Origin of the sequence: Maribacter sp. (genome assembly GCF_039974175.1) — a bacterium.
Taxonomy (GTDB): Bacteria; Bacteroidota; Bacteroidia; order Flavobacteriales; family Flavobacteriaceae; genus Maribacter_C.
Genome location: NZ_JBDWJN010000003.1, coordinates 91,847 through 114,004, shown reverse-complemented (window position 1 = coordinate 114,004; position 22,158 = coordinate 91,847). Strand labels below are relative to the sequence as shown.

Below are 22,158 nucleotides of genomic sequence, written 5' to 3'. Positions count from 1 at the left end.
TAGAAAATAAGCCTTTCAATGGGCCTCAAGCCAATTTGAGCCTACCCCTAGTTCTACATCTAAGGGAACAGAAAGTTTATAGGCACTCTCCATTTCAGATTTTACCATGGCTTTGAGTTGGTCCATTTCAGGATTGTACACGTCAAAAACCAATTCATCATGCACTTGTAAGAGCATTTTTGATTTATAGTTGTCTTCAGAAAGTTTCTTATGAATATTGATCATGGCTATCTTTATGATATCGGCCGCACTGCCTTGAATAGGAGCATTGACCGCATTTCGTTCGGCAGCTCCACGAACAATGGCATTGCTACCATTGATGTTTTTTAAGTACCGACGTCTGCCTAAAACCGTTTGCACATAGCCATTGTCGCGGGCAAAATCTACCTGTTCACCCATATAATTTCTAAGTTTCGGATAGGTTTTATAGTAGGTTTCGATGAGCTCTTTGGCCTCCGAACGCGAGAGCTCGGTTTGATTGCTCAAACCAAAAGCCGAGACGCCGTAGATGATTCCGAAATTGACGGTTTTGGCATTACTGCGCTGTTCGCGAGTAACCTCCTCCAAGGGAACATTAAAAACCCGTGCGGCTGTTGAAGCATGAATATCCTCTCCGTTTTTGAAGGCCTCTATCATCGTGGTTTCCTCACTCAAAGCTGCAATGATTCGCAATTCTATTTGAGAGTAATCTGCCGCTAGCAAGGTATATTTTTCATCCCGTGGCACAAAAGCTTTTCGTACTTCTCGACCGCGCTCAGTTCGAATCGGAATGTTTTGTAGGTTCGGATTGTTGCTGCTTAATCTTCCGGTAGCCGCTACAGTTTGCATATAATCGGTATGTACCCTGCCGGTACTTTCATCTACCTGTAATGGTAGCGCATCAACATAGGTGCTTTTCAATTTAGACAAGCCTCTGTAATCTAAAACATTTTGTATTATTTCATGGTCTTTGGCCAAGTAAGAAAGCACATCTTCCGCGGTTGAATATTGCCCAGTTTTTGTCTTTTTAGGTTTGTCGACCAATTTCATTTTATCAAAAAGAATTTCTCCCAATTGCTTTGGTGAACCTATATTAAACTCCACGCCTGCAGCGTTGTAGATCTTCTTTTCCAAGGAGGCAATGTCACTATTGAGCTCTTCAGAAAGTGAATTTAAAAAGGTTTTATCTAGATTGATTCCCTCTAACTCCATGTCTGCTAAAACATGCAATAAGGGAATCTCTATATTGTTGAACAAGTCTTCCGTCTTGGCTTCCTTTAATTCTGGTCTAAAATGCTCGGCCAGTTGTAAGGTGATGTCGGCATCCTCCACCGCGTATTCGGTTTGTTTCTCTAAGGGAACGTCTCGCATTGATAGTTGGTTCTTTCCTTTTTTGCCAATCAGTTCGGTAATTGAAACGGGGGTATAGTTAAGATAGGTTTCCGCTAATACATCCATATTATGTCGCATGTCGGGGTTGATCAAATAATGGGCCAACATGGTGTCGAAGAACTTGCCCTTTACTTTAACATTGTACTTGTGCAGCACTTTGATATCGTATTTGAGGTTCTGACCAATCTTTTCGATTTCTTCAGCTTCAAAAAACGGACGCAGTAGTTCGACGATTTCCTGTGCTTCGTTTTTGTCTTCCGGAAAGGGGATGTAAAATCCTTTTGTTGCTTCCCAAGAAAAAGCAATCCCTACCAATTCAGCAGTCAACGGATTGATTCCGGTTGTCTCGGTATCGAAACAAACCGAAGTCTGTTTCATTAAATTTTGGATGAATAGTTTCATCGCCATACCTGGTGCGATACTTTGATACACATGAGGTGTATCAGCAATGGTTTTGCGACTATTGTAATCTTTGATGGTTCCAGCCGCCTCAGAGGGGTCGCCACCAAATAAGGAAAATTGCCCTCCGCCAGCCTCTTTTGCCTTTGCTTTAGGGGTTGGAGCACCTGAAGCTTCAGTTTGGCTTTGTTCTGCTTCGTCTAAAAATATTTTGATGAATTGTTCTCTCAATCTTCTAAACTCAAGCTCTTCGAAAATTTCTTGCACCTTGCCGCCGTCTGGCTCGCACATTTCGTAGTCTTTGGCATCAAAAGTCACATCAACATCAAGGCTAATTGTAGCGAGCTTTTTAGATAGCAAGCCTAGTTCGCTATTGGCTTCCACCTTCTCTTTCATCTTCCCTTTTAGTTTATCGGTATTCGCTAATAGGCCTTCCATAGAGCCAAACTCCTCTAGGAATTTTTTTGCTGTTTTATCTCCCACACCTGGTAAACCTGGAATATTATCACTTGCGTCGCCCATCATACCTAGATAGTCAATCACTTGTTCAGGGCGTTGTACACCAAAACGTTTTTGTATTTCGGGAATACCCCAAATTTCGATCCCATTGCCCATGCGCGCAGGGCGGTACATGAAAATGTTCTCTGAAACCAACTGCCCGAAATCTTTATCAGGGGTTACCATAAAAACTTTGTAGTCTTCTTTTTCGGCTTGCTTTGCCAGTGTGCCTATGATGTCATCTGCTTCCCAACCTTCTTTTACAACCACTGGAATGTGCATTGCCTTCAAAATATCTTGAATATAGGGTACGGCAATGCGAATCGCATCGGGAGTCTCATCGCGATTGGCCTTGTATTCTGGGAAAAGTTCTGTGCGTTCTGCGCTGCCACCTTTGTCAAAACAGACAGCCAAATGATCTGGTTTCTCACGTTTGATAACATCGAAGAGCGAATTCATAAAACCCATTATAGCCGAGGTATCCATTCCTTTTGAGTTGATTCTCGGGTTTTTGATTAAGGCGTAGTAGCCTCGGAATATCAATGCATATGCGTCAAGTAAAAAAAGTCGTTTTTGTTCTGCCATTGCCAAAAATTAAGAGTCCGAAGTTAAAAGTACGAAGTTTGTTTTGAAAGAAAAGTTTATTTCTCGTATTGTGCTATTGAGCGTGCCACTAGTTCATGTAAATGAGTCAATTTTACACTGTAGTTTTAATTATAGACCAAGGTTTTGCTTAACCGATTTTCTTGTTTCTTTTAAGGGGAAGTTGCCGAAGTAAAAGTTACCCATTCAAGAAAGACTCCGAAGGGTTATTTACATGCCCTTCGTCTGAATAGGTGCGATAGGTAAAGCCAGGTTGAATACAATAGCCGCCGGTTTCCCCTTGTTTATTGATGGCAATAAATCCGATTTGAAAATCGGTGCGGTCTTTATTTTTGGCCATGATACGTTTTACACCTTCTTCGCAGGCTTCTTGTGGCGACTTTCCTTGACGCATCAATTCCACGATTAAAAAACTACCCACTGTTCGAACCACCTCTTCACCAACGCCCGTTGCCGTTGCAGCTCCTATTTCGTTATCAACAAAAAGTCCGGCTCCAATAATGGGAGAGTCGCCAACACGCCCTGCATATTTATAACCCATGCCACTTGTAGTACAGGCACCCGAAATATCACCATTTTTATCAATTGCTAAAATACCTATGGTGTCGTGGTTTTCAATATTGATGATGGGCTTGTATTCTGAGGTTTTCTTCCATTCTACCCATTCTTTTTTTGATTGTTCGGTTAGAAGGTTTGTTTTTTTAAACCCTTGTTCGTAGGCGAATTTTTCGGCACCTTTTCCAGCAAGCATCACATGCGGTGTTTCTTCCATTACCTTTCGTGCCACAGAAACCGGACTGGCAATATTTTGCATACAGAGTACCGATCCGCAATTGCCATCTTTGTCCATTATGCATGCATCTAAGGTAACGTTGCCATCGCGATCGGGTCTGCCGCCTATACCCACGGTTTGATTATTTACATCGGCTTCCTCCACCATGGCTCCTTGCTGTACCGCATCTAATGAATTGCCGCCTTGTTCTAAAACATTCCAAGCTTTTGCCGTTGCATTTTCAAAGTTCCAAGTACAGATGGTTATAGGCCGAATGTTTTTTACCTGGTCGGCTGGAGCAGCTTTTGAATTTGATTCCTCCTTGCAGGAAGCCATTAAAGGAGCGGAAATCAGCCCGGCGGCGGCGGCACTTGAATTTTTTAGGAAGTTTCTTCTTTGCATCGGTTCAGGTTGTTTAAATTAGGAGTTTAAATATAAGGGATAGGTAATTCACCACCTAAATTATTAATGCAAGCTTAAATTTGTTCCTGATTCTTATTTTGAATCGAACTAGAGCTTGATCTTGAAGTAGTTTTATGCTAGTAGAAGTTTGTGCGAATTCGTTGCAATCAGCGCTTAACGCTGAAAAAGCTGGAGCTGACAGAATTGAACTCTGTTCAGAACTTGCTGTGGGCGGAATTACCCCTTCCTACGGTCTTTTAAAGGCAGTAAGCGAGAAAATTTCGATTCCGGTTCGGGTGTTGATTCGACCCCGAAGTGGTGATTTCACGTACTCTGATGAGGAGTTGAATATCATGAAAAGGGATATTGCATTCTGTAGTGAACTTGGTTTTGATGGAATTGTATCGGGTGTTTTGCATTCTAATTTTGTCATTGACGCAAATCGTAACATGGAGTTAATGGCGGTGGCAAGTAATCTGAAATTTACGTTTCATCGTGCTTTCGAATGGGTTCAAGATCCGTTTCGGGCGTTACAATGGCTAGAAGAATCTGGTGTAGATACCCTACTTACATCGGGGCAGCGGAAGACCGCAATCGAAGGAATGGAACTTCTTGTTGATCTTCAAGAGAAGGCATCGGGTACTACCATTATGCCTGGCTCCGGAATACATGCTGACAATGCTCGCCTTTTTAAGGAAAGAGGCTTCAAAGCCATACATTTGTCTGCATCTAGAATGCATCAAAATATACAGAATGAACCTAAATTCGGTCTGAATTCGCCGAGTATGTTGTCAGACGATTCGGTACCGATATCTAGTTTTGAAGCCATTCAAGAGGTTATAAAGGCCGTTAAATAAAACCTAATTGCGTTCTTCTGGAAATCAATTTAAAATACCTTTGCCAAAATTTTGCCTATGCTTCGTTGGATTATTTTTATAGCTTTCTATCTCCTTTTAGCATTTTATGCGTTGCAAGCGTTGAAAACAGCATCGCGATATCCTTGGGTGCATTGGAGCTTTATCATACTCACCTTGTTGGTCATTGGAAACTTCATTTTTCAATTTACTGTAGGTGAAGAGCCGGGCCGTGTTCTTAGTCGCCCGAAGAGCTACGCTTTTGGCTTTTTAATTGCCATGCTAGCGTTTCAAACAATTACCGTGCTCTTTCTTTTCTCTGAAGACATATTTCGCTTATTGGCGGCCGGCTATAAGAGAATTGCAGGCAGCGAAAAAGAGTTCAGCTTTGGCGAAAGAAGACGGTTTTTAAGTCTAATAGGTCTGGGTATTGCTGCTTTACCTTTTGGCGCTTTGTTATATGGTATGTACAAGGGCAAGTACAATTACAAGGTATTAAAATACACTATGGAATATGATGACCTGCCAGATGCTTTTGATGGGTATCAAATTACCCAAATATCAGATGTGCATAGCGGAAGTTTTGACAACCGTACGAAGATAGCATATGCCATTGATTTGATAAATCAACAAGAAAGTGATGTGCTTTTATTTACTGGCGATATGGTAAATAACAAGGCGGAAGAAATGTATCCTTGGAAGGAACTGTTTACTTCCCTTAAAGCAAAAGACGGGAAATATTCAGTTTTAGGAAATCACGATTATGGTGATTATGTTGAGTGGGATACGCCAGAAGAGAAGGCGACTAATCTACAAGATTTAAAGAATCTTCAAATAGAAATGGGTTTCGATCTGTTATTAAACGAAAGCCGCTATTTGGAAAAAGAAAATGCGCGTATTGCCTTAATTGGAGTAGAGAATTGGGGAAAAGGAGGATTTAAAAAAGCAGGAGACCTGCAAAAGGCAAAATCTAAGGTAAAAAAAGAAGATTTCAAGATCTTGATGAGTCATGATCCTAGCCATTGGGAAGAAGAGGTTGTTCCTGATGACTATCACTATCATTTGACCTTAAGTGGTCATACTCACGGTATGCAATTCGGAGTGGAAATTCCAGGTTGGATAAAGTGGAGTCCGGTAAAATGGCGTTACAAACAATGGGCGGGTATTTATGAAGAATTTGGGCAGTATATCAACGTAAATCGAGGATTTGGTTTTATTGGTTATCCTGGCAGGTTTGGAATTTGGCCAGAAATTACGGTGATAACCTTGAAAAAGAAATTCCCGGAGACTGTTTAAGAATTTGTGCTTAGCATATTCGAAACTGTTTCTTAACATGAATTTAACTCGTATTATACCCCAAAAACCTACAACTTCTCTAGGAATTTAACAATTTTTACTACTTTTGACGTGTAACCCAATGATATACATATGTCAAAATTTGGTGAGCTTATTGATTTAAAAGTTCCTGTATTATTAGATTTCTACGCAGATTGGAACGATCAGTCTACCGCTATGCATCCTGTTCTACGTGATGTTGCAGCTGCCCTAGGAGATAAAGGAAAGGTCATTAAAATAGATGTAGACAAGAATAAAGAACTTTCGAATGCCCTTCGTGTGAAAGGTCTTCCTACTTTGATGATCTACAAAAAAGGTGAAATGGTTTGGCGACAAAGCGGCGAACAAGATGCGAATACCTTAATTGGAATTCTCAACGAATACGTTTAGTAATAGACCTTAGATCGCAGCTCCTGATAGGCAGGGTAGGCGTTTAGATTCAAGCAACAATACTTTCAATAATTCTACATTTCACACCGAAGCATACTATTGGTTATATAGCCTATGGCATTGGCGACTTAAAGTGCTTTGAAATTAGACAACTGGTTTCGCTAGACTTCAAACGACAAAGCCTAATTTCCTTGCGGTACTAAAACTGAATCTCTAGTATCTTCTGTCGACTGCATACTTGTATCGGTAATCGGAACCGTATCTGTTAAGTCAGGATCCGATTCGTTCAAAGGAGCGCTTCCCTCGTCTATTTCTTCTTTATAGAAATGACTGAATTTATCAATATATTCATTAAAGATCAAAGTTTCTTTATCAACGAATTCGCGATCATTGTTTGCTATAAGAACATCGATATTTCTCCGATATCCTTCCATATCGCTTATGATATCATCAATTTTATCATATTGTTGATCTAAATCAGTATTTGCAGCATAATCAAGGCGTTCTTGATATTTCGTTTTCAAACGTTCAAACAATGCTCTGGCCTTAGAAGTTTCACCTACTTTATAATAGCCATCAACAAAAGGTTCTACTAAGGTGTAATACCCAAATTGATCGATGGGCATATTGGTCATTGAAATAGTAATAACCTCTTTCGCCTTTTCGATCTTACCTTCATTAATCAAGGCTTCCATCAAACGAGCAAGATTTCCTCTGAAAGTAACTCCTTGTATACGCGTTTGGGTGTCGTGATAAATATCTGGGTCGCCCGAATTGCCCCAATCCCAGTTTTTGACAATATCGTACATCAGATCGGTATCGATTCTTCCCATTTCAAAACCGTTGGGTCTCTCAGTTCTAATGGGAACCAGTTTGTAAGCCAATCCATCCAACTGCAGATAGTCTTTCATCCAAATAAATTCCGCATCATCGAAACTTCCTCCAGAGAAGTAAACGGGGCGTTTCCAATCGTTGTTGGCCATAATATCCAACATCATCATACTTTTTTTTGTAATGACATTCGGTAGTGTAATATCAATATAGTCTACTATTTTCGCAGTATCTTTTTGTTTGACCAATCCGCTTTCAAGCGCATTTTTCTTGTTTACTGGGATGCGCAATTTTCGGGTCGGGTAGTATACGTAGTTCAATATATCTTCAGAATAATCAGCGGTGTCGGCACCCATTTGTTCTAAAAAGTATTTGAACTTTGTCTGTGGTTGGTCGCCATCTACCCAATCTATAAATGCCTGAACGCTCCATCTACTTTCAGATACCTCTTTATTGAAAATTTGATCGGCATTTTGATGGTAGAGTACATCTCTATTGCCTGTGCGATATTTTTCATGTGCTATTTGTGACGGAATGGGGTCGCTTGTATAGGCTTTTCGCTTCATTTGATCCACATACCAATCTGTTTCAAAAAGGCTGGTACACACCACACGTACATCTGTGCGATATCCTTCAATTTCTTGCACGTACCATAATGGAAAAGTATCATTGTCGCCGATGGTAAAAATTATCGCGCCTGCGTCTTTTTGACAAGAGTCGAGATAGGCCTTTGCTGTAGATTGAGCAGTAAATTTGTTTGAACGGTCGTGATCGTCCCAATTCTGAAATGCCATCAAAAACGGTACCGCTAGCAAACATACCACAGTTATGGCTGGAGCCGCTATTTTGGCACTCAACAACTTTCTGACTTCATCGAAAAGACCATAAACTCCTAAACCTATCCAAAGCGCAAAAACATAGAAGGAGCCGACTAAGGAGTAATCGCGTTCTCGAGGTTGAAAGATGTAGGGGTTGGTGTAAAATTGAATGGCCAAGCCCGTAAACATAAAGAAAACAAACAGTACCCAAAATTGTTTGGGATTCTTAGAAATTTGAAATACCAATCCAATAATTCCCAAGAGAAGAGGTAGGAAGAAATAGGTATTTCTGCCTTTGTTATTTTCAATATCACTTGGCAGGTTTTCTTGACTGCCTAGCCGAATACTATCAATGAAATTGATGCCACTAATCCAGTTTCCATTTTCGTTATAGCGCCCTTGCACATCATTTTGCTTACCAGTAAAATTCCACATAAAATAACGCCAGTACATATAACTAAACTGGAATTCGACCATATATTTGATATTCTGCCAGAGGGTAGGAGGTTGCACCTCAATATATTCATCAAATCGCTTTAGGAAACTGATATACTGCTCGGCATCAATTTCACCATTGTCAAAGCCATCTTTCACCTGTCTTACGGCTTGGCGCAATTCATCATTTGAGCGGTTGACCTTAAAGTCTAGACGACCAAAATATCGCATATAGTTTTCGGCATGTTGTGTACTCCACATTCTAGGAAGTAAGCCTACATGCTCTGCGTTTGCACTTTGATCAGCATCCTTATAAAAGTTAACCACTATATATTTGCCCGATTTTTCATCACGTTCGTATTTTGGCGCCAAATCTTTTTTCTCACCTGCAGGTGCAAACAAATCGGAATAATACGCTCCATACACTGGGCTATCCACCCCGGGATATTGCTCACGATTATAATATGCTAAAAGTGAACGAGCGTCAGAAGGGTCGTTCTCGTTGATTACTACATTTGCATTGGCACGTATGGGTAGCATGATCCAGGAAGAAAATCCTAAAAACAAGAACATTAAACAAAGTACAATGGTATTGGCGATTTTATAGTCGTTTTTTCGCGTATAGCGTAACCCAAAATAAAAAGCGGCTATAAAAAGTAGGCCAATGATAATGGAACCTGAGTTGAACGGAAGCCCAATATTGTTAATAAAGAAAACTTCACCCCAGCCAAAAAGTTGGAGTACATAGGTCAAGGAAAATTTATACACCAACATTAAGATACCCACCACCGCAATATTCGCAAGTAAGAAATTCTTGACGGTTGTTTTCTTATAAGTTTTAAAGTAATAGAGCAGGCCAATAGAAGGTATGGCTAAAAAGCCCATAAACTGAATTCCGAAGGTCAATCCAACCACGAATGAAATCAGTACCAGCCATTTGTTTCCTCTTGGATTATCTAGGTTGTCAACCCATTTTAACCCTAACCACAATAGGGCAGCCATAATAAGGCTTGCCATGGCGTATACCTCGGTCTCAACTGCATTGAACCAAAAACTATCGGAAAACGTAAAGGCCAAACTACCAACAATTCCACTGCCCAAAACAGCTATGGCCTTGCTATTGGTGAATACATCCTTGTTGCTTATCAATTTTCGAGTTAGGTTGGTAATCGTCCAAAACATAAAAAGTATGGTAAAAGCACTTGACGCCCCAGAAACAAAGTTTACCATTCGAGCTACGAATAAATCATCACCAAAGGCGAACATGGCAAAAAATGCTCCGATCATCTGCATTAGCGGGGCTCCTGGGGGGTGCCCAACTTGTAACTTTGCCGAAGTAGAAATGTATTCACCAGCATCCCAAAAACTACTAGTGGGTTCGACGGTGATAAAATAAACGATGAAGGCAATAAAAAATACGGACCACCCTAGTATAGTGTCCCATTTTTCGAAGTTCTTTGAAAACATGCACGGTTTGATTAAACTATGGGCGAATTTAGGAATAAATATAGATATGCGACTTGTTTTTTGATAAACCTTTAACAATGAAAAAAGTACTGGTACCAGTACTAGTACTGCTTTTGTTTCAATAAAAGTACACGCCTGTTTAAGTGTTGCAAAGACCCTAATTTATAGAGATGTTATGGATTCTGTAACCAAAATGGCTCGTCACGCTGCATCAAAGTAGTGGAGCTAGTGGTGGAGCGACTTTTTTTGGATTATTGTTCCTAAAAATGTTTGTGCAAACCAAAGTTTGTTTTAAATTTGCACGCTCGATTGCTGAATTTATTTCAGTGTAGAGAGATTGGCCCATGGTGTAATTGGCAACACTCCGGTTTTTGGTACCGTCATTCAAGGTTCGAGTCCTTGTGGGCCAACTAAAATTCAATGAATCCTGATATCTTTTGATGTTAGGATTTTTTATTTGGAAATTTTAGTCATTCGGTAGCTCTCCTTCAATATCCATATCCTCCATAGAAATTCCGCCATCGGTTTCAGGATTTTCCAAAACTTCTGGTTCAGCGGTTTCTATGCCTCTAGAAACTTCAGAATGTTCATTTAAGGCATCTTCAGCTTCGTTCCGTAGCAGTACTTCTTCATCAATTTCATCGAGTAATGTACCCATCTTACGCTTGTCTTTGATCATTGCCCAAGTCATAACAAGGCTTGTAGCGATGATAACAAAAAGTAGAATTCCCGATTCGAAACCTGCTACTTCTGCTTGCGCAGGTATGGCGTAGAAAAGTAAAACTGTAATCAACCCTCTTGGGGCAATGAACAGTTGTGGCAACATGTCTTTTCCGATAAAAACCCGCAGAATAACCCATCGAATTGCATAAATGGAAGCGATAATCAAAACGCTGATTAAGGTAACCTTCAAGCTTAATAAGGATGATAATACAATGGTAATTCCAAAGATCACAAAGAAAAAAGTACGGACAATAAAGGCGGTTTCAAGCGTAATGATATGCAACTCGTGGTACATTTGGTGCATACGTTCCTCCTCTAAAAAGATTTTTGTCTTGCCGGGAAAGAAAAGGTTAATGTTCTTAATGATCAAACCGAATATCAAAATGATAATCAATGACGAAAGGTGCATCTGTTTGCCAATGGCGTAGAGCAATAGAAGAACGGCGATCAACAGAAAAAGTTTGGCCTGACTTTTTATACGTTGAAAAACTAGAATAATGGCGTAACTCGCTACCACAGCAATCACTATAGTTAGCACAAGGTTTATTGAAAAACCGACCACCCCTCCATCTTCTGCGGGGTTCAGTCCGCCAGCTAAAAAATAGAACATCATGATGCCGAAAATATCAGAGAAGGTACTTTCGTAAATATGGAATTCCTTTTTAAAATCCTCCAATCCTCCTACACTAGGAATGATAATCGCACTCGAGAGGATCGACAAGGGGGTAGCATATAACCAAGCAGATTGCATGGTCATACCATCTACTAGTTGATAGAGAATCAGGGCGGCAACCCATGCAGAACCTACAAGACCGATCAAAGCTATGGCCATAGATTTTAGAATGGGGATGGTCTTTTCCTTTTTGAGTTCTAATTCTAAAGCAGCTTCTAGCACGATCATAATCAATCCTACGGTACCTAAGATTTCTAGCGATCCTCCAAGAGTCTCCCCAAAATCAATATCTTCAGAAACAAAAAATCCGAGCCCGATATTGATAAGCACTCCCAAAACGATCAGCATAAGAACGGAAGGGATATTGGTCTTTTTTGAAATGCCATTAAACCAAAATGATAGTACGACGATGACTGAAGCCCCAATAATGAGGTTGTAGGAGGATAAAATTTCCATTGGTTATTCGGTTTTTGAAATTAGCGTATTGTGTCTCGCTTTATTAAAAATAGTATTTAATACGATATTATTGTGTGATGAAGTGAATATTTGATAAGGCAAGATCTTTTTTGCACCGAAAGTAAGTGCCTCTATAGAATTTGAGAAAAACAAAAATAAGTGTATATTTGCGCCACTGAAAGGATAGATTTTTTATTCATGAGGGGACATTAAGTCCTCTTTTTTATTTACGAGATTTTCTTTTCGAGAGCATAAAATGCAAGTGAAAAGAAACGAATCGAACAAATCCTGATGAGGATCAGGGTCTCTTGAAAATTGGTAAGACGTATGTTTAGGGAACAGGTAGAGACACTTTTGAATGATGCGCTTGAGGAAGATGGAAGTTTGTTTTTGATTGATTTCTCCATCTCTTTAGATAACAAAATTAAGGTGGTTTTAGATGGAGATGAAGGGGTTACAGTTCAAGATTGTATGAAAATCAGTCGTGCTATTGAGCACAATCTAGACCGCGAAGAGCAAGACTTTTCTTTAGAAGTTACTTCGGCAGGAGCAGCTTCGCCAATGATTTTGCCGCGTCAGTATAAAAAGAATATTGGCAGAAAGTTGGAGGTAAAGACGACCGAAGAAACCTTTGAAGGTAATTTGACGGTAGCAACTGACCATAATATTGTTTTAGAATGGAAAGCAAGGGAACCCAAACCCATAGGAAAAGGGAAGCATACAGTTCAGAAAAAGAAAGAAATTGATTTTTCTGAGATAAAAGAAGCAAAAGTTATACTTAAATTTTAATAGGAAACAGACCCATGGAAAATATTGCGTTAATTGAATCTTTCTCAGAATTTAAAGATGATAAATTCATAGATAGAGTAACGTTGATGGCGATTTTAGAAGATGTATTTCGAAACGCCTTAAAGAAGAAATTCGGATCTGATGATAACTTTGATATTATCATCAACCCAGACAAGGGTGATTTGGAAATATGGAGAAACCGTATTGTTGTTGAAGACGGCGAGGTTGAGGAACCTAATGAAGAAATTTCGCTTTCTGAAGCGCAAAAGATCGAGCCCGATTTTGAAGTCGGAGAAGATGTGTCGGAAGAAGTGAAGTTGATGGATTTAGGCAGAAGGGCGATTTTGGCCTTGCGTCAGAATTTAATTTCCAAAATTCACGAGCACGATAACACTACGATTTACAAGCAGTTTAAAGACCTTGAAGGTGAAATTTATACGGCTGAAGTACATCACATTCGTCATAAAGCCATTATTTTATTGGATGATGAGGGCAATGAGATTATCCTTCCGAAAGACAGACAAATACCTTCTGATTTCTTTAGAAAAGGAGATAATGTAAGAGGCATCATAGAAAGCGTAGAATTGAAAGGTAACAAGCCTGCCATAATCATGTCAAGGAGTTCTCCTAAGTTTTTGGAGCAATTGTTCTTTCAAGAAATTCCTGAGGTTTTCGATGGATTGATTAGCATTAAAAAGGCAGTGCGAATTCCTGGAGAGAAGGCGAAAGTCGCTGTTGATTCGTATGACGATCGTATCGATCCTGTCGGTGCTTGTGTGGGTATGAAAGGGTCTCGTATTCATGGTATCGTTCGCGAATTGGGCAATGAAAATATTGACGTAATCAACTGGACGAACAACCCACAACTTTTGGTTACAAGAGCTTTGAGTCCGGCGCGGGTTTCCTCGGTCAAATTAAACGATGAGAAAATGACCGCACAGGTGTATCTAAAACCTGAAGAAGTTTCCAAGGCAATTGGTAGAGGAGGTCATAATATTCGTTTGGCTGGTCAATTGACTGGCTATGAGATTGATGTATTCCGTGAGGGTGTAGAAGAAGATGTTGAGTTAACTGAGTTCTCAGATGAAATCGATGCTTGGATCATTGAAGAGTTCAAGAAAATAGGAATGGATACGGCAAGAAGTGTTTTAGAGCAAGATGTTGATGACCTTGTAAAAAGAACAGATCTTGAAGAAGAAACAATTACCGAAGTTGTACGTATACTAAAAGCAGAATTAGAAGAATAGCTATATATTAGCGGTATTATATAAGAAATTAAAAGAATAGGCAATTCGTATTTATGGCAGATAATGCAACAATAAGGCTTAACAAAGTTCTCAGAGAACTAAATATTTCATTGGATAGAGCGGTAGATTTTCTAGCGTCAAAAGGCCATGAAATAGAGGCGCGCCCTACCACCAAGATTTCCGACGAGGTACATCAGGTGTTATTGGACGAGTTCCAGACTGATATGAGCAAGAAAGTTGCATCTAAAGAAGTCGGCGAAGAAAAACGAAAGGAGAAGGAAGCCATACGTATTCAATTAGAGCAAGAACAGGAAGAGCGAAGGTTGGCCAGAGAGAAAAGAGCTGCAGCCTCCGAAGTGATTAAGGCAAAAGCTGAACTGAGTGGTCCTAAAACTGTAGGTAAGATAGACCTTGATCCTAAGAAAAAGGAAAAAGCAGTTGTAAAAACAGAAGCGCCAAAACCTGTTGAGAAGACAGTGCCGGAAAAGGCACAACCCGCAGAAGAAAAGGCGGTAAAGCCGAAAGAGGCAGAGAAGAAAGAAGCTGCTCCGGAAGTTGTTGAAGAAGCGACTGAGGATGCAAAAATCGCCACCCAGTACAAAAAGCTTTCCGGACCAAAAATTATGGGAGATAAAATAGATCTCACCAAATTTCAGAAGCCGAAGAAAAAGAAAGAAGAAGCAAAACCTTCTGCTAGCTCCGCTAATACAGATGCCAAGAAAAAAAGGAAACGTATAGTAAGCAATAAGCCCGGTTCAAATTCTGGCCGTGGAGCAGGTCAAAGAGGATCAGGTGCGGGTGGCCGTAAAGGAGGAGGACAACGCTTTGGCGCACCTAAGGTCGAGCCTTCAGAAGCTGATGTACAGAAACAAGTGCGAGAAACCCTAGAGAAACTTCAAGGGAAATCGAAAAAAGGAAAAGGCGCTAAGTATCGAAGAGATAAGCGCGATCAGCACCGTCAACAAATGGATGTTGATGCCGAATTACAGGAAATAGAAAGCAAAACACTGAAAGTAACCGAATTTGTTACTGCAAGTGAGGTGGCAACCATGATGGATGTCTCTACTACAGAGGTTATTTCGGCCTGTATGTCGCTAGGGCTCATGGTTACCATGAACCAACGATTAGATGCCGAAACTCTCTCAATCGTGGCCGATGAATTTGGATATGAAGTTGAGTTTGTTACAGCCGATATTGAGGAGAGTATCCAAGAAGAGGAAGATGCTCCAGAAGATTTGCAGCCAAGAGCTCCTATAGTTACGGTTATGGGGCATGTGGATCACGGTAAAACTTCGTTATTAGATTACATCCGTGAAGAAAATGTTATCGCAGGTGAGAGCGGTGGAATAACACAGCATATTGGTGCTTATGGGGTTACGCTACAAGATGGGCAAAAGATTGCTTTCCTAGATACACCGGGTCACGAGGCCTTTACGGCGATGCGTGCGCGTGGTGCTCAGGTTACAGATATAGCAATTATCGTTATTGCGGCAGATGATGATATTATGCCACAGACAAAGGAGGCGATAAGTCACGCTCAGGCGGCGGGAGTACCCATTGTTTTTGCGATAAATAAAATAGATAGACCAACGGCCAATCCAGATAAGATCAAGGAAGGTTTGGCGAATATGAATCTTTTGGTAGAAGATTGGGGAGGTAAAATTCAGTCGCATGACATTTCGGCTAAAACTGGAGATGGTGTAAAGGAATTGTTGGAAAAAGTATTGCTTGAAGCTGAATTGTTAGAGTTGAAGGCAAATCCAGATAAGCTGGCAAATGGTACTGTTGTAGAAGCCTTCCTAGACAAAGGAAAAGGGTATGTCTCTACGATTTTAGTACAGGCTGGAACCCTTAAAATTGGTGACTTTGTTCTTGCAGGAACCTGCAGTGGTAAGGTAAAGGCCATGCAAGATGAACGCGGAAAGATCATTATGGAAGCTGGCCCTTCTCAACCGATATCCATATTAGGTTTAGACGGGGCGCCTCAAGCGGGTGATAAGTTCAATGTGTTGGATGATGAGCGTGAGGCAAAGCAAATTGCCACAAGACGTTCACAATTACAACGCGAGCAATCGGTAAGAACACAACGTCATATTACGCTAGATGAAATTGGAAGGCGAATCGCATTGGGTGATTTTAAAGAATTGAACATTATTTTAAAAGGTGATGTAGACGGTTCTGTGGAGGCTCTTACAGATTCTTTCCAAAAACTGTCTACTGATGAAATACAGGTAAATATCATTCATAAAGCAGTAGGTCCGATAACGGAATCGGATGTGCTTTTAGCTTCAGCTTCTGACGCGGTTATTATAGGGTTTAATGTAAGGCCAATGGGTAACGCCAGGCAGGTAGCAGATAAGGAAGAAATTGATATCCGTATGTATTCTATTATTTATGATGCCATAAATGATTTGAAAGATGCCATGGAAGGAATGCTTTCCCCTGAAATGAAAGAGGAGATTACAGGTACGGCTGAAATACGTGAAACCTTCAAAATTTCCAAAGTCGGTACTATTGCCGGATGTATGGTAACCATAGGTAAGATCTTTAGAAATTCAGGTATTCGATTAATTCGTGATGGTGTTGTAATTTATACGGGTGAATTAACTTCGTTGAAACGTTTTAAAGACGATGTAAAAGAAGTTTCCAAAGGGTACGATTGCGGTTTGCAGATTAAAAACTACAATGATATCAAAGAGGGAGATATTGTTGAAGCCTTCCAAGAAGTTGCAGTCGCGAAGAAATTAAAATCCAAATAATTTCAAGAAAAACGAGTATATAAAAACGCTAAAAAACCCCTCCTTATTTAAGGAGGGGTTTTGTGTTTAGTAAAATAGGGTGGTAAAGCTCAGACGATACCATGGCGTATCAACCCTAACCTTAAAATAAATAAAGCGCTCAATTGAAACACAAAAAAAATCGAGCAATTAGCTCGATTTTTTTGGTTTTAACAACATTGCAGCCGGATACTTGCGCCGCACCTCCTGCAATTTTCGTTCCCCTTCTAACTTTGTTTTAAATCGACCCAATCTTACCCTGTAGGTAGGGGAGTCAAAATCAATTTTTGAAGATAAACCCGGGAAGTCAACTTCAACTTCTGATTTGATACGTTGGGCGGTGGCATGTGAGCCAAAACCGACTTGAATTCTGTAGTAATTTGCACTTTCATTTGACGATTTGTAAATGTCTAAAAGCGCTTCAATTTTTTCATCTTGTTCAATCTTTATTTCTCCTTTTTGTGCCTGAATATAGGAGATGGAAAATGCCAAAAATAGTATGTATAGGTGTGTTTTCATGGTTTTTGCTAAAAGTCTTGCAATAGCTACGTACAAAAGTAATTTTTTATCGTTCACAGTAACTAAATTTCTCTTTATTTAGAACAATTATAAATTATAAATTATCGATACGTTAAGATTTTCTAAATAAAGTCTGTGTCGTATTTTTGCATCCAATTTAGGAAGCGATAATTCCAACCTTTATTTTCTAGTATATAAATTATCGTGCCAAGATTTAGATTGAAATATTCTGTATATGAAAAAGGTTACTTACCGCAATCAAATTTCTAAAGTTTTAGGTATCAGTCTAGTAGTTTTTCTACTCTCTTCCATTTCACTTTTTGCACAAGACGAAGTTGCTGCTGTTGAAGCTGCTGCAACCGAAGATGCTTCTGGTGGTGATGCGGCAAAAGGAAAGGCGCTTTTTAATCAGAATTGTGCGGCCTGTCACGCATTAAACCGAAAAATGACTGGGCCGGCTTTGGCAAATGTAGAAGCTCGACTAGCTGAAGATGAAGGTTTAGATAGGGAATGGCTTAATGCTTGGATCAAGAATAGTCCGGGTATGATTAAATCGGGTGATTCGTATGCCAACAAGATTTATGCAGAATACAATCAAGCGGCAATGACCGCTTTCCCTACACTTTCCGATAGTGACATAAATGATATTTTAGCTTATACCGCAGCTCCGCCAACAACGGCGGCAGTCGTAGCCTCAACTGGTTCTGGTGATCAGGGTCAACCGGCATCTGGAGGCATTTCCAACGAAATAGTTTTGGGTGCCTTAGCTTTGGTATTTGGTTTATTGGTATTCATGCTAATGTCGGTCAATAAGACTTTGAGAAGGGTGATGGAGGCAAATGGAGTCGACCTTGAGAAGGAACATCCTAAGCGAATGCCGCTATGGAAGGCCTTTGCTAAAAATCAATTCTTGGTTTTGGTAACGGCAATTTTTCTTTTGTTGGCCAGTGGGTACTTTGCTTATGGCTGGATGATGCAAGTTGGCGTTGATCAAGGATATGCTCCAATTCAGCCCATTCATTATTCACACAAGATTCATGCGGGAGCTAACAAAATAGAGTGTAAGTATTGCCACTCTTCAGCGCGCAAATCAAAACATTCGGGTATTCCTTCTTTGAACGTTTGTATGAACTGCCATAAATCTATTTATGAGTATACCGGCACTACTGGTGAGGCGCCTTCAAAAGAAGATTTGGCGAATGGGTATACCAACGAATTCTATACCGGTGAAATCAAAAAATTATACGCCGCCGTTGGTTGGGATGAAGAAAACCAGAAATATACAGGCGAGAGTAAGCCGGTAGAATGGGTTCGTATTCACAACCTTCCAGACTTTGCATACTTTAATCACTCTCAACATGTTGAGGTTGGTCAGATTGAATGTCAGACCTGTCATGGTCCTGTTGAGGAAATGGAAATCATGTACCAGTATTCTCCATTAACCATGGGTTGGTGTGTAAACTGTCACAGAGAAACAAATGTGAAGGTTGAGGGTAACGAGTACTACGCTAAGATTCACGATGAACTTTCTAAGAAATACGGCGTTGAAACTTTGACTGCAGCGCAAATGGGCGGTTTGGAGTGTGGAAAGTGTCACTATTAATACAAACGAAAAGTAGCTAATTACAGATATACGTATGGCATCAAACAAAAAATATTGGAAAAGCGAGGCGGAGTTAAATCCCAACGATTCCATTGTTGAGGCGCTTAGACAGAATGAATTTGTTGAAGACATTCCTGTTGATGAGTTTTTGGGTGATAAAGAATCTTTAGAGTCCACCAATACTAATAGGAGAGACTTTTTAAAGTATGTCGGGTTTAGTACCGCAGCTGCATCTTTGGCTGCTTGTGAAGGGCCGGTCATAAAATCTATTCCTTATGTAGTTGCCCCAGAGAATATTGTTCCTGGTGTTGCAAATTATTATGCTACAACAATTGCTAATGGTTTTGATTTTGCCAGTATCTTAATTAAGACTCGTGAAGGAAGACCGATAAAAGTCGAGAACAATAAAGAGGCCAAAGCTGGTGGTGGTGCCAATGCACGTGTGCAAGCTTCTGTTTTATCTCTGTATGATAGTACAAGATTGCAAGGCCCAAAGTCTGGAGCTGGAGAAGATGTGGCTTGGGATGCTATTGATGCCGCGGTAAAATCAAAGTTGAGCTCCGGTAAGCAAATTGCGCTATTGACGCAAACATATGCTAGTCCGTCTACTTCTAGATTAATTGAAGAATTTAAAGCGGCATACCCAGCGGTAAATCATGTTGTCTATGATGCGATTTCTGAGGAGGCTGCCTTAACTGCTTTTGAAAATAGATATGGAGAACGCGCATTAGCAGATTATAATTTTGAGAATGCCGATATCATTGTTTCCTTTGGAGCTGATTTTCTTGGAGATTGGCAAGGTGGTGGTTATGATAGTGGATATTCTAAAGGACGTGTTCCGAAGAACGGAAAAATGTCGAAGCATGTTCAGTTTGAGGCCAATATGTCATTAACTGGTGCCAATGCCGATAAGCGCGTTCCTTTGTCGGCACAGTTTCAAAAAGTGGCGTTGGCCTATTTGTATGCGAAGTTGAATGGAACCAGTGCTGGTGGTGAGATTCCAGCGGATGCCCAAAATACTTTAGATAGCCTTATTACTCAAATTAGAAATAACAAAGGTGGAGCGGTTGTGGTTTCAGGTATTGATGATATCAACGTGCAGACTGTTGTTTTGGCAATCAATGAAATGTTAGGTAGTACAGCTTTTGACGCAAGTGAACCGCGATATACTAGACAAGGTAATATCAAGGCTGTTCAAGCGCTTATTGCTGATATGAAGGCTGGTAAAGTGGGAGCTTTGCTTATAGATGGTGTCAACCCGATGTATTCTTTGCCGAATGCGGCCGACTTCAAAACGGGTGTTGAGAATGTAGATCTTACCGTAACTTTCGCAACGAATTGGAATGAAACTGCGGAGGTATCTGACTATGCTGCCGCTTCAAACCACTATCTCGAGTCTTGGGGTGATGTGCAAATCAAAAAAGGACATTATAGCTTAATGCAACCTACGATCAAAGAATTGTTTGATACAAGGCAATTTCAGGCATCTGTTTTAAAATGGATGGGTAGCGATAAGAGCTATTACGATTTTATAAAAGAAACATGGAACACTTTTGTTTTAAATGGAAGTGATTTCAATAAAGCGGTTCACGATGGTGTTTTCGTCGCAGCTGCTTTAAATGATACCATGGAGGTGAGTGAACTTGCTGACCCCGTTATGATGGTCGCTGAAACCGATAAGGAGGACAGTGATATGACGACTGAAGGGGCTCAAATGGTAGCTCCATCTGTTTCCATTGCTTCTGCAGTACAAGGATTGGCAAATGCCACGGGCGCTGAGGGCATGGAACTCACCTTATATTCCAAAGTAGGAATGGGTGATGGCCAACAAGCCAACAACCCATGGTTGCAAGAATTCCCCGATCCTGTTACGCGAGTAGCTTGGGATAACTATGTAACAGTTTCCAAAGCGGATGCTGAAACTTTAGGTTTTGTCAATGAGAATGTTGCGAATGGCGGTTTAGATGGAAGCTATGCGAACCTAACGGTAAATGGGGCGACAGTGAACAATGTTCCAGTAATCATTCAGCCTGGTCAGGCAAAAGGTACTGTCGGACTATCTTTCGGTTACGGCAAGAAAACTGGAATGAAATCGGAAATGCAAACAGGGGTAAATGCCTTTGCTTTGTACCAAGATTTCAATAACATACAATCAGTCTCTATTGCGAAAGCAGAAGGGAATCATGAATTTGCCTGTGTTCAGTTGCACAAAACCATGATGGGTAGAGGAGATATCATCAAAGAAACTACTTTGGAAATCTTCAATACAAAAGAACATACGGAATGGAATCACGTTCCTCAGGTGTCTTTAAACCACCAAGAGGTGCCAGCTACTTCGGTTGATCTTTGGGATAGTTTCGACCGTTCTATTGGGCATCATTTCAATATGTCAATAGATCTTAACGCCTGTACCGGTTGTGGTGCTTGTGTGATCGCATGTCATGCTGAAAACAATGTTCCTGTAGTTGGTAAAGAAGAAGTGCGTAAATCTAGAGACATGCACTGGTTGCGTATTGATAGATACTACTCTTCTGAAGATAGCTTTGAAGCTGATAATACCAAGAAAGATGATTTTGACGGACTTTCAGGTGATAACGGTTCATTAGGAGGATTCGGTGAATTGGAAGATCCTGCTGCAAATCCACAGGTGTCTTTTCAACCGGTAATGTGTCAACATTGCAATCATGCACCTTGTGAAACAGTTTGCCCGGTAGCGGCAACATCTCATGGTCGACAGGGGCAGAACCAAATGGCATACAACAGATGTGTAGGTACGAGATATTGTGCGAACAACTGTCCGTATAAAGTACGTCGTTTCAACTGGTTCCTTTACAACAATAATGATGAGTTTGATTTCCATATGAACAATGATTTGGGCAAGATGGTGGTGAACCCTGATGTGAATGTTCGTTCGCGAGGGGTTATCGAAAAATGTTCGATGTGTATTCAAAAAACGCAGAAAACCATTCTTGATGCAAAACGAGATGGTCGTGAGGTTGTTGACGGTGAGTTCCAAACGGCTTGTTCATCCGCTTGTAATAACGGAGCGATTGTCTTTGGCGATATCAATGACAAGGACAGTAAAATTGCCGAGTTGAAAGAAAGTGATCGTATGTATCACTTGTTAGAAAGTGTGGGTACTAAACCCAACGTTTTCTACCACGTTAAAGTGAGAAATACAACAGAAGCATAACCA

At 40.5% G+C, this 22,158-nt stretch carries 13 protein-coding genes and 1 tRNA gene; 9 read left to right on the top strand and 5 right to left on the bottom strand.

The features are described 5' to 3' along the window. Positions 1-15: 15 nt before the first annotated feature. Entirely contained in the window at positions 16-2,853 is a 2,838-nt protein-coding gene (polA, locus tag ABJN95_RS01540; protein ID WP_348368226.1) for a DNA polymerase I, read from the bottom strand. A 196-nt stretch (positions 2,854-3,049) separates the two neighbouring features. Beyond that, a complete protein-coding gene (locus tag ABJN95_RS01535; RefSeq protein ID WP_348368225.1) occupies positions 3,050-4,045 on the bottom strand; it encodes a N(4)-(beta-N-acetylglucosaminyl)-L-asparaginase in 996 nt (331 codons plus the stop codon). Between the two features lie 134 nt (positions 4,046-4,179). Between ABJN95_RS01535 and ABJN95_RS01530 the strand changes: the two genes are divergently transcribed. The 3 genes from ABJN95_RS01530 to ABJN95_RS01520 all read left to right on the top strand — a co-directional run bounded on the left by ABJN95_RS01530 (position 4,180) and on the right by ABJN95_RS01520 (position 6,624). Then, the gene (locus ABJN95_RS01530) at positions 4,180-4,902 is read left to right on the top strand and encodes a copper homeostasis protein CutC (RefSeq protein ID WP_348368224.1); all 723 of its coding nucleotides are present in this window, start codon (positions 4,180-4,182) and stop codon (positions 4,900-4,902) included. 57 nt (positions 4,903-4,959) lie between these two features. Further along, on the top strand, positions 4,960-6,195 hold the full coding sequence (locus tag ABJN95_RS01525; RefSeq protein WP_348368223.1) for a metallophosphoesterase: 1,236 nt from the start codon (positions 4,960-4,962) through the stop codon (positions 6,193-6,195). A gap of 132 nt (positions 6,196-6,327) precedes the next feature. Beyond that, positions 6,328-6,624 (top strand): thioredoxin family protein, encoded by a 297-nt coding sequence (locus ABJN95_RS01520; protein ID WP_138656227.1) that lies wholly within the window; start codon positions 6,328-6,330, stop codon positions 6,622-6,624. Positions 6,625-6,806: 182 nt separating this feature from the next. Here ABJN95_RS01520 and ABJN95_RS01515 read toward each other — a convergent pair whose 3' ends face one another. Continuing rightward, entirely contained in the window at positions 6,807-10,175 is a 3,369-nt protein-coding gene (locus tag ABJN95_RS01515) for a DUF2723 domain-containing protein (RefSeq protein WP_348368222.1), read from the bottom strand. Positions 10,176-10,513: 338 nt separating this feature from the next. On the opposite strand from ABJN95_RS01515, the gene ABJN95_RS01510 reads away from it, so the two are divergent. Continuing rightward, a tRNA-Gln gene (locus ABJN95_RS01510) sits at positions 10,514-10,585 on the top strand. Between the two features lie 56 nt (positions 10,586-10,641). Here ABJN95_RS01510 and ABJN95_RS01505 read toward each other — a convergent pair. Beyond that, positions 10,642-12,027, bottom strand: coding sequence for a cation:proton antiporter (locus tag ABJN95_RS01505; protein ID WP_348368221.1), 1,386 nt, complete (start codon positions 12,025-12,027; stop codon positions 10,642-10,644). A 327-nt stretch (positions 12,028-12,354) separates the two neighbouring features. Between ABJN95_RS01505 and rimP the strand changes: the two genes are divergently transcribed. Genes rimP through infB form a run of 3 tightly spaced genes read left to right on the top strand, consistent with a single transcriptional unit; the run spans position 12,355 to position 16,822 of the window. Beyond that, the gene (gene rimP, locus ABJN95_RS01500; protein ID WP_348368220.1) at positions 12,355-12,816 is read left to right on the top strand and encodes a ribosome assembly cofactor RimP; all 462 of its coding nucleotides are present in this window, start codon (positions 12,355-12,357) and stop codon (positions 12,814-12,816) included. A gap of 14 nt (positions 12,817-12,830) precedes the next feature. Continuing rightward, complete coding sequence (nusA, locus tag ABJN95_RS01495; RefSeq protein ID WP_348368219.1) at positions 12,831-14,063, top strand: transcription termination factor NusA; 1,233 nt, start codon at positions 12,831-12,833, stop codon at positions 14,061-14,063. A gap of 53 nt (positions 14,064-14,116) precedes the next feature. Then, the gene (infB, locus tag ABJN95_RS01490) at positions 14,117-16,822 is read left to right on the top strand and encodes a translation initiation factor IF-2 (RefSeq protein WP_348368218.1); all 2,706 of its coding nucleotides are present in this window, start codon (positions 14,117-14,119) and stop codon (positions 16,820-16,822) included. A gap of 168 nt (positions 16,823-16,990) precedes the next feature. Here the strand turns inward: infB and ABJN95_RS01485 are convergent, their stop codons facing one another. After that, entirely contained in the window at positions 16,991-17,359 is a 369-nt protein-coding gene (locus ABJN95_RS01485; RefSeq protein ID WP_348368217.1) for an SPOR domain-containing protein, read from the bottom strand. Between the two features lie 235 nt (positions 17,360-17,594). On the opposite strand from ABJN95_RS01485, the gene ABJN95_RS01480 reads away from it, so the two are divergent. Together ABJN95_RS01480 and ABJN95_RS01475 are read left to right on the top strand one after the other, a co-directional pair. Continuing rightward, positions 17,595-18,962 carry a c-type cytochrome gene (locus ABJN95_RS01480; protein ID WP_348368216.1) on the top strand — a complete coding sequence of 456 codons (1,368 nt, stop codon included), beginning with the start codon at positions 17,595-17,597 and terminating at the stop codon, positions 18,960-18,962. A 34-nt stretch (positions 18,963-18,996) separates the two neighbouring features. Next, the gene (locus tag ABJN95_RS01475) at positions 18,997-22,155 is read left to right on the top strand and encodes a TAT-variant-translocated molybdopterin oxidoreductase (RefSeq protein ID WP_348368215.1); all 3,159 of its coding nucleotides are present in this window, start codon (positions 18,997-18,999) and stop codon (positions 22,153-22,155) included. Positions 22,156-22,158: the final 3 nt, after the last annotated feature.

Excerpts from the sequence above, each read along its gene's own strand:
- polA (WP_348368226.1), bottom strand. The coding sequence starts at position 2,853 with ATGGCAGAACAAAAACGACTTTTTTTACTTGACGCATATGCATTGATA.
- ABJN95_RS01535 (WP_348368225.1), bottom strand. The coding sequence starts at position 4,045 with ATGCAAAGAAGAAACTTCCTAAAAAATTCAAGTGCCGCCGCCGCCGGG.
- ABJN95_RS01530 (WP_348368224.1), top strand. The coding sequence starts at position 4,180 with ATGCTAGTAGAAGTTTGTGCGAATTCGTTGCAATCAGCGCTTAACGCT.
- ABJN95_RS01525 (WP_348368223.1), top strand. The coding sequence starts at position 4,960 with ATGCTTCGTTGGATTATTTTTATAGCTTTCTATCTCCTTTTAGCATTT.
- ABJN95_RS01520 (WP_138656227.1), top strand. The coding sequence starts at position 6,328 with ATGTCAAAATTTGGTGAGCTTATTGATTTAAAAGTTCCTGTATTATTA.
- ABJN95_RS01515 (WP_348368222.1), bottom strand. The coding sequence starts at position 10,175 with ATGTTTTCAAAGAACTTCGAAAAATGGGACACTATACTAGGGTGGTCC.
- ABJN95_RS01505 (WP_348368221.1), bottom strand. The coding sequence starts at position 12,027 with ATGGAAATTTTATCCTCCTACAACCTCATTATTGGGGCTTCAGTCATC.
- rimP (WP_348368220.1), top strand. The coding sequence starts at position 12,355 with ATGTTTAGGGAACAGGTAGAGACACTTTTGAATGATGCGCTTGAGGAA.
- nusA (WP_348368219.1), top strand. The coding sequence starts at position 12,831 with ATGGAAAATATTGCGTTAATTGAATCTTTCTCAGAATTTAAAGATGAT.
- infB (WP_348368218.1), top strand. The coding sequence starts at position 14,117 with ATGGCAGATAATGCAACAATAAGGCTTAACAAAGTTCTCAGAGAACTA.
- ABJN95_RS01485 (WP_348368217.1), bottom strand. The coding sequence starts at position 17,359 with ATGAAAACACACCTATACATACTATTTTTGGCATTTTCCATCTCCTAT.
- ABJN95_RS01480 (WP_348368216.1), top strand. The coding sequence starts at position 17,595 with ATGAAAAAGGTTACTTACCGCAATCAAATTTCTAAAGTTTTAGGTATC.
- ABJN95_RS01475 (WP_348368215.1), top strand. The coding sequence starts at position 18,997 with ATGGCATCAAACAAAAAATATTGGAAAAGCGAGGCGGAGTTAAATCCC.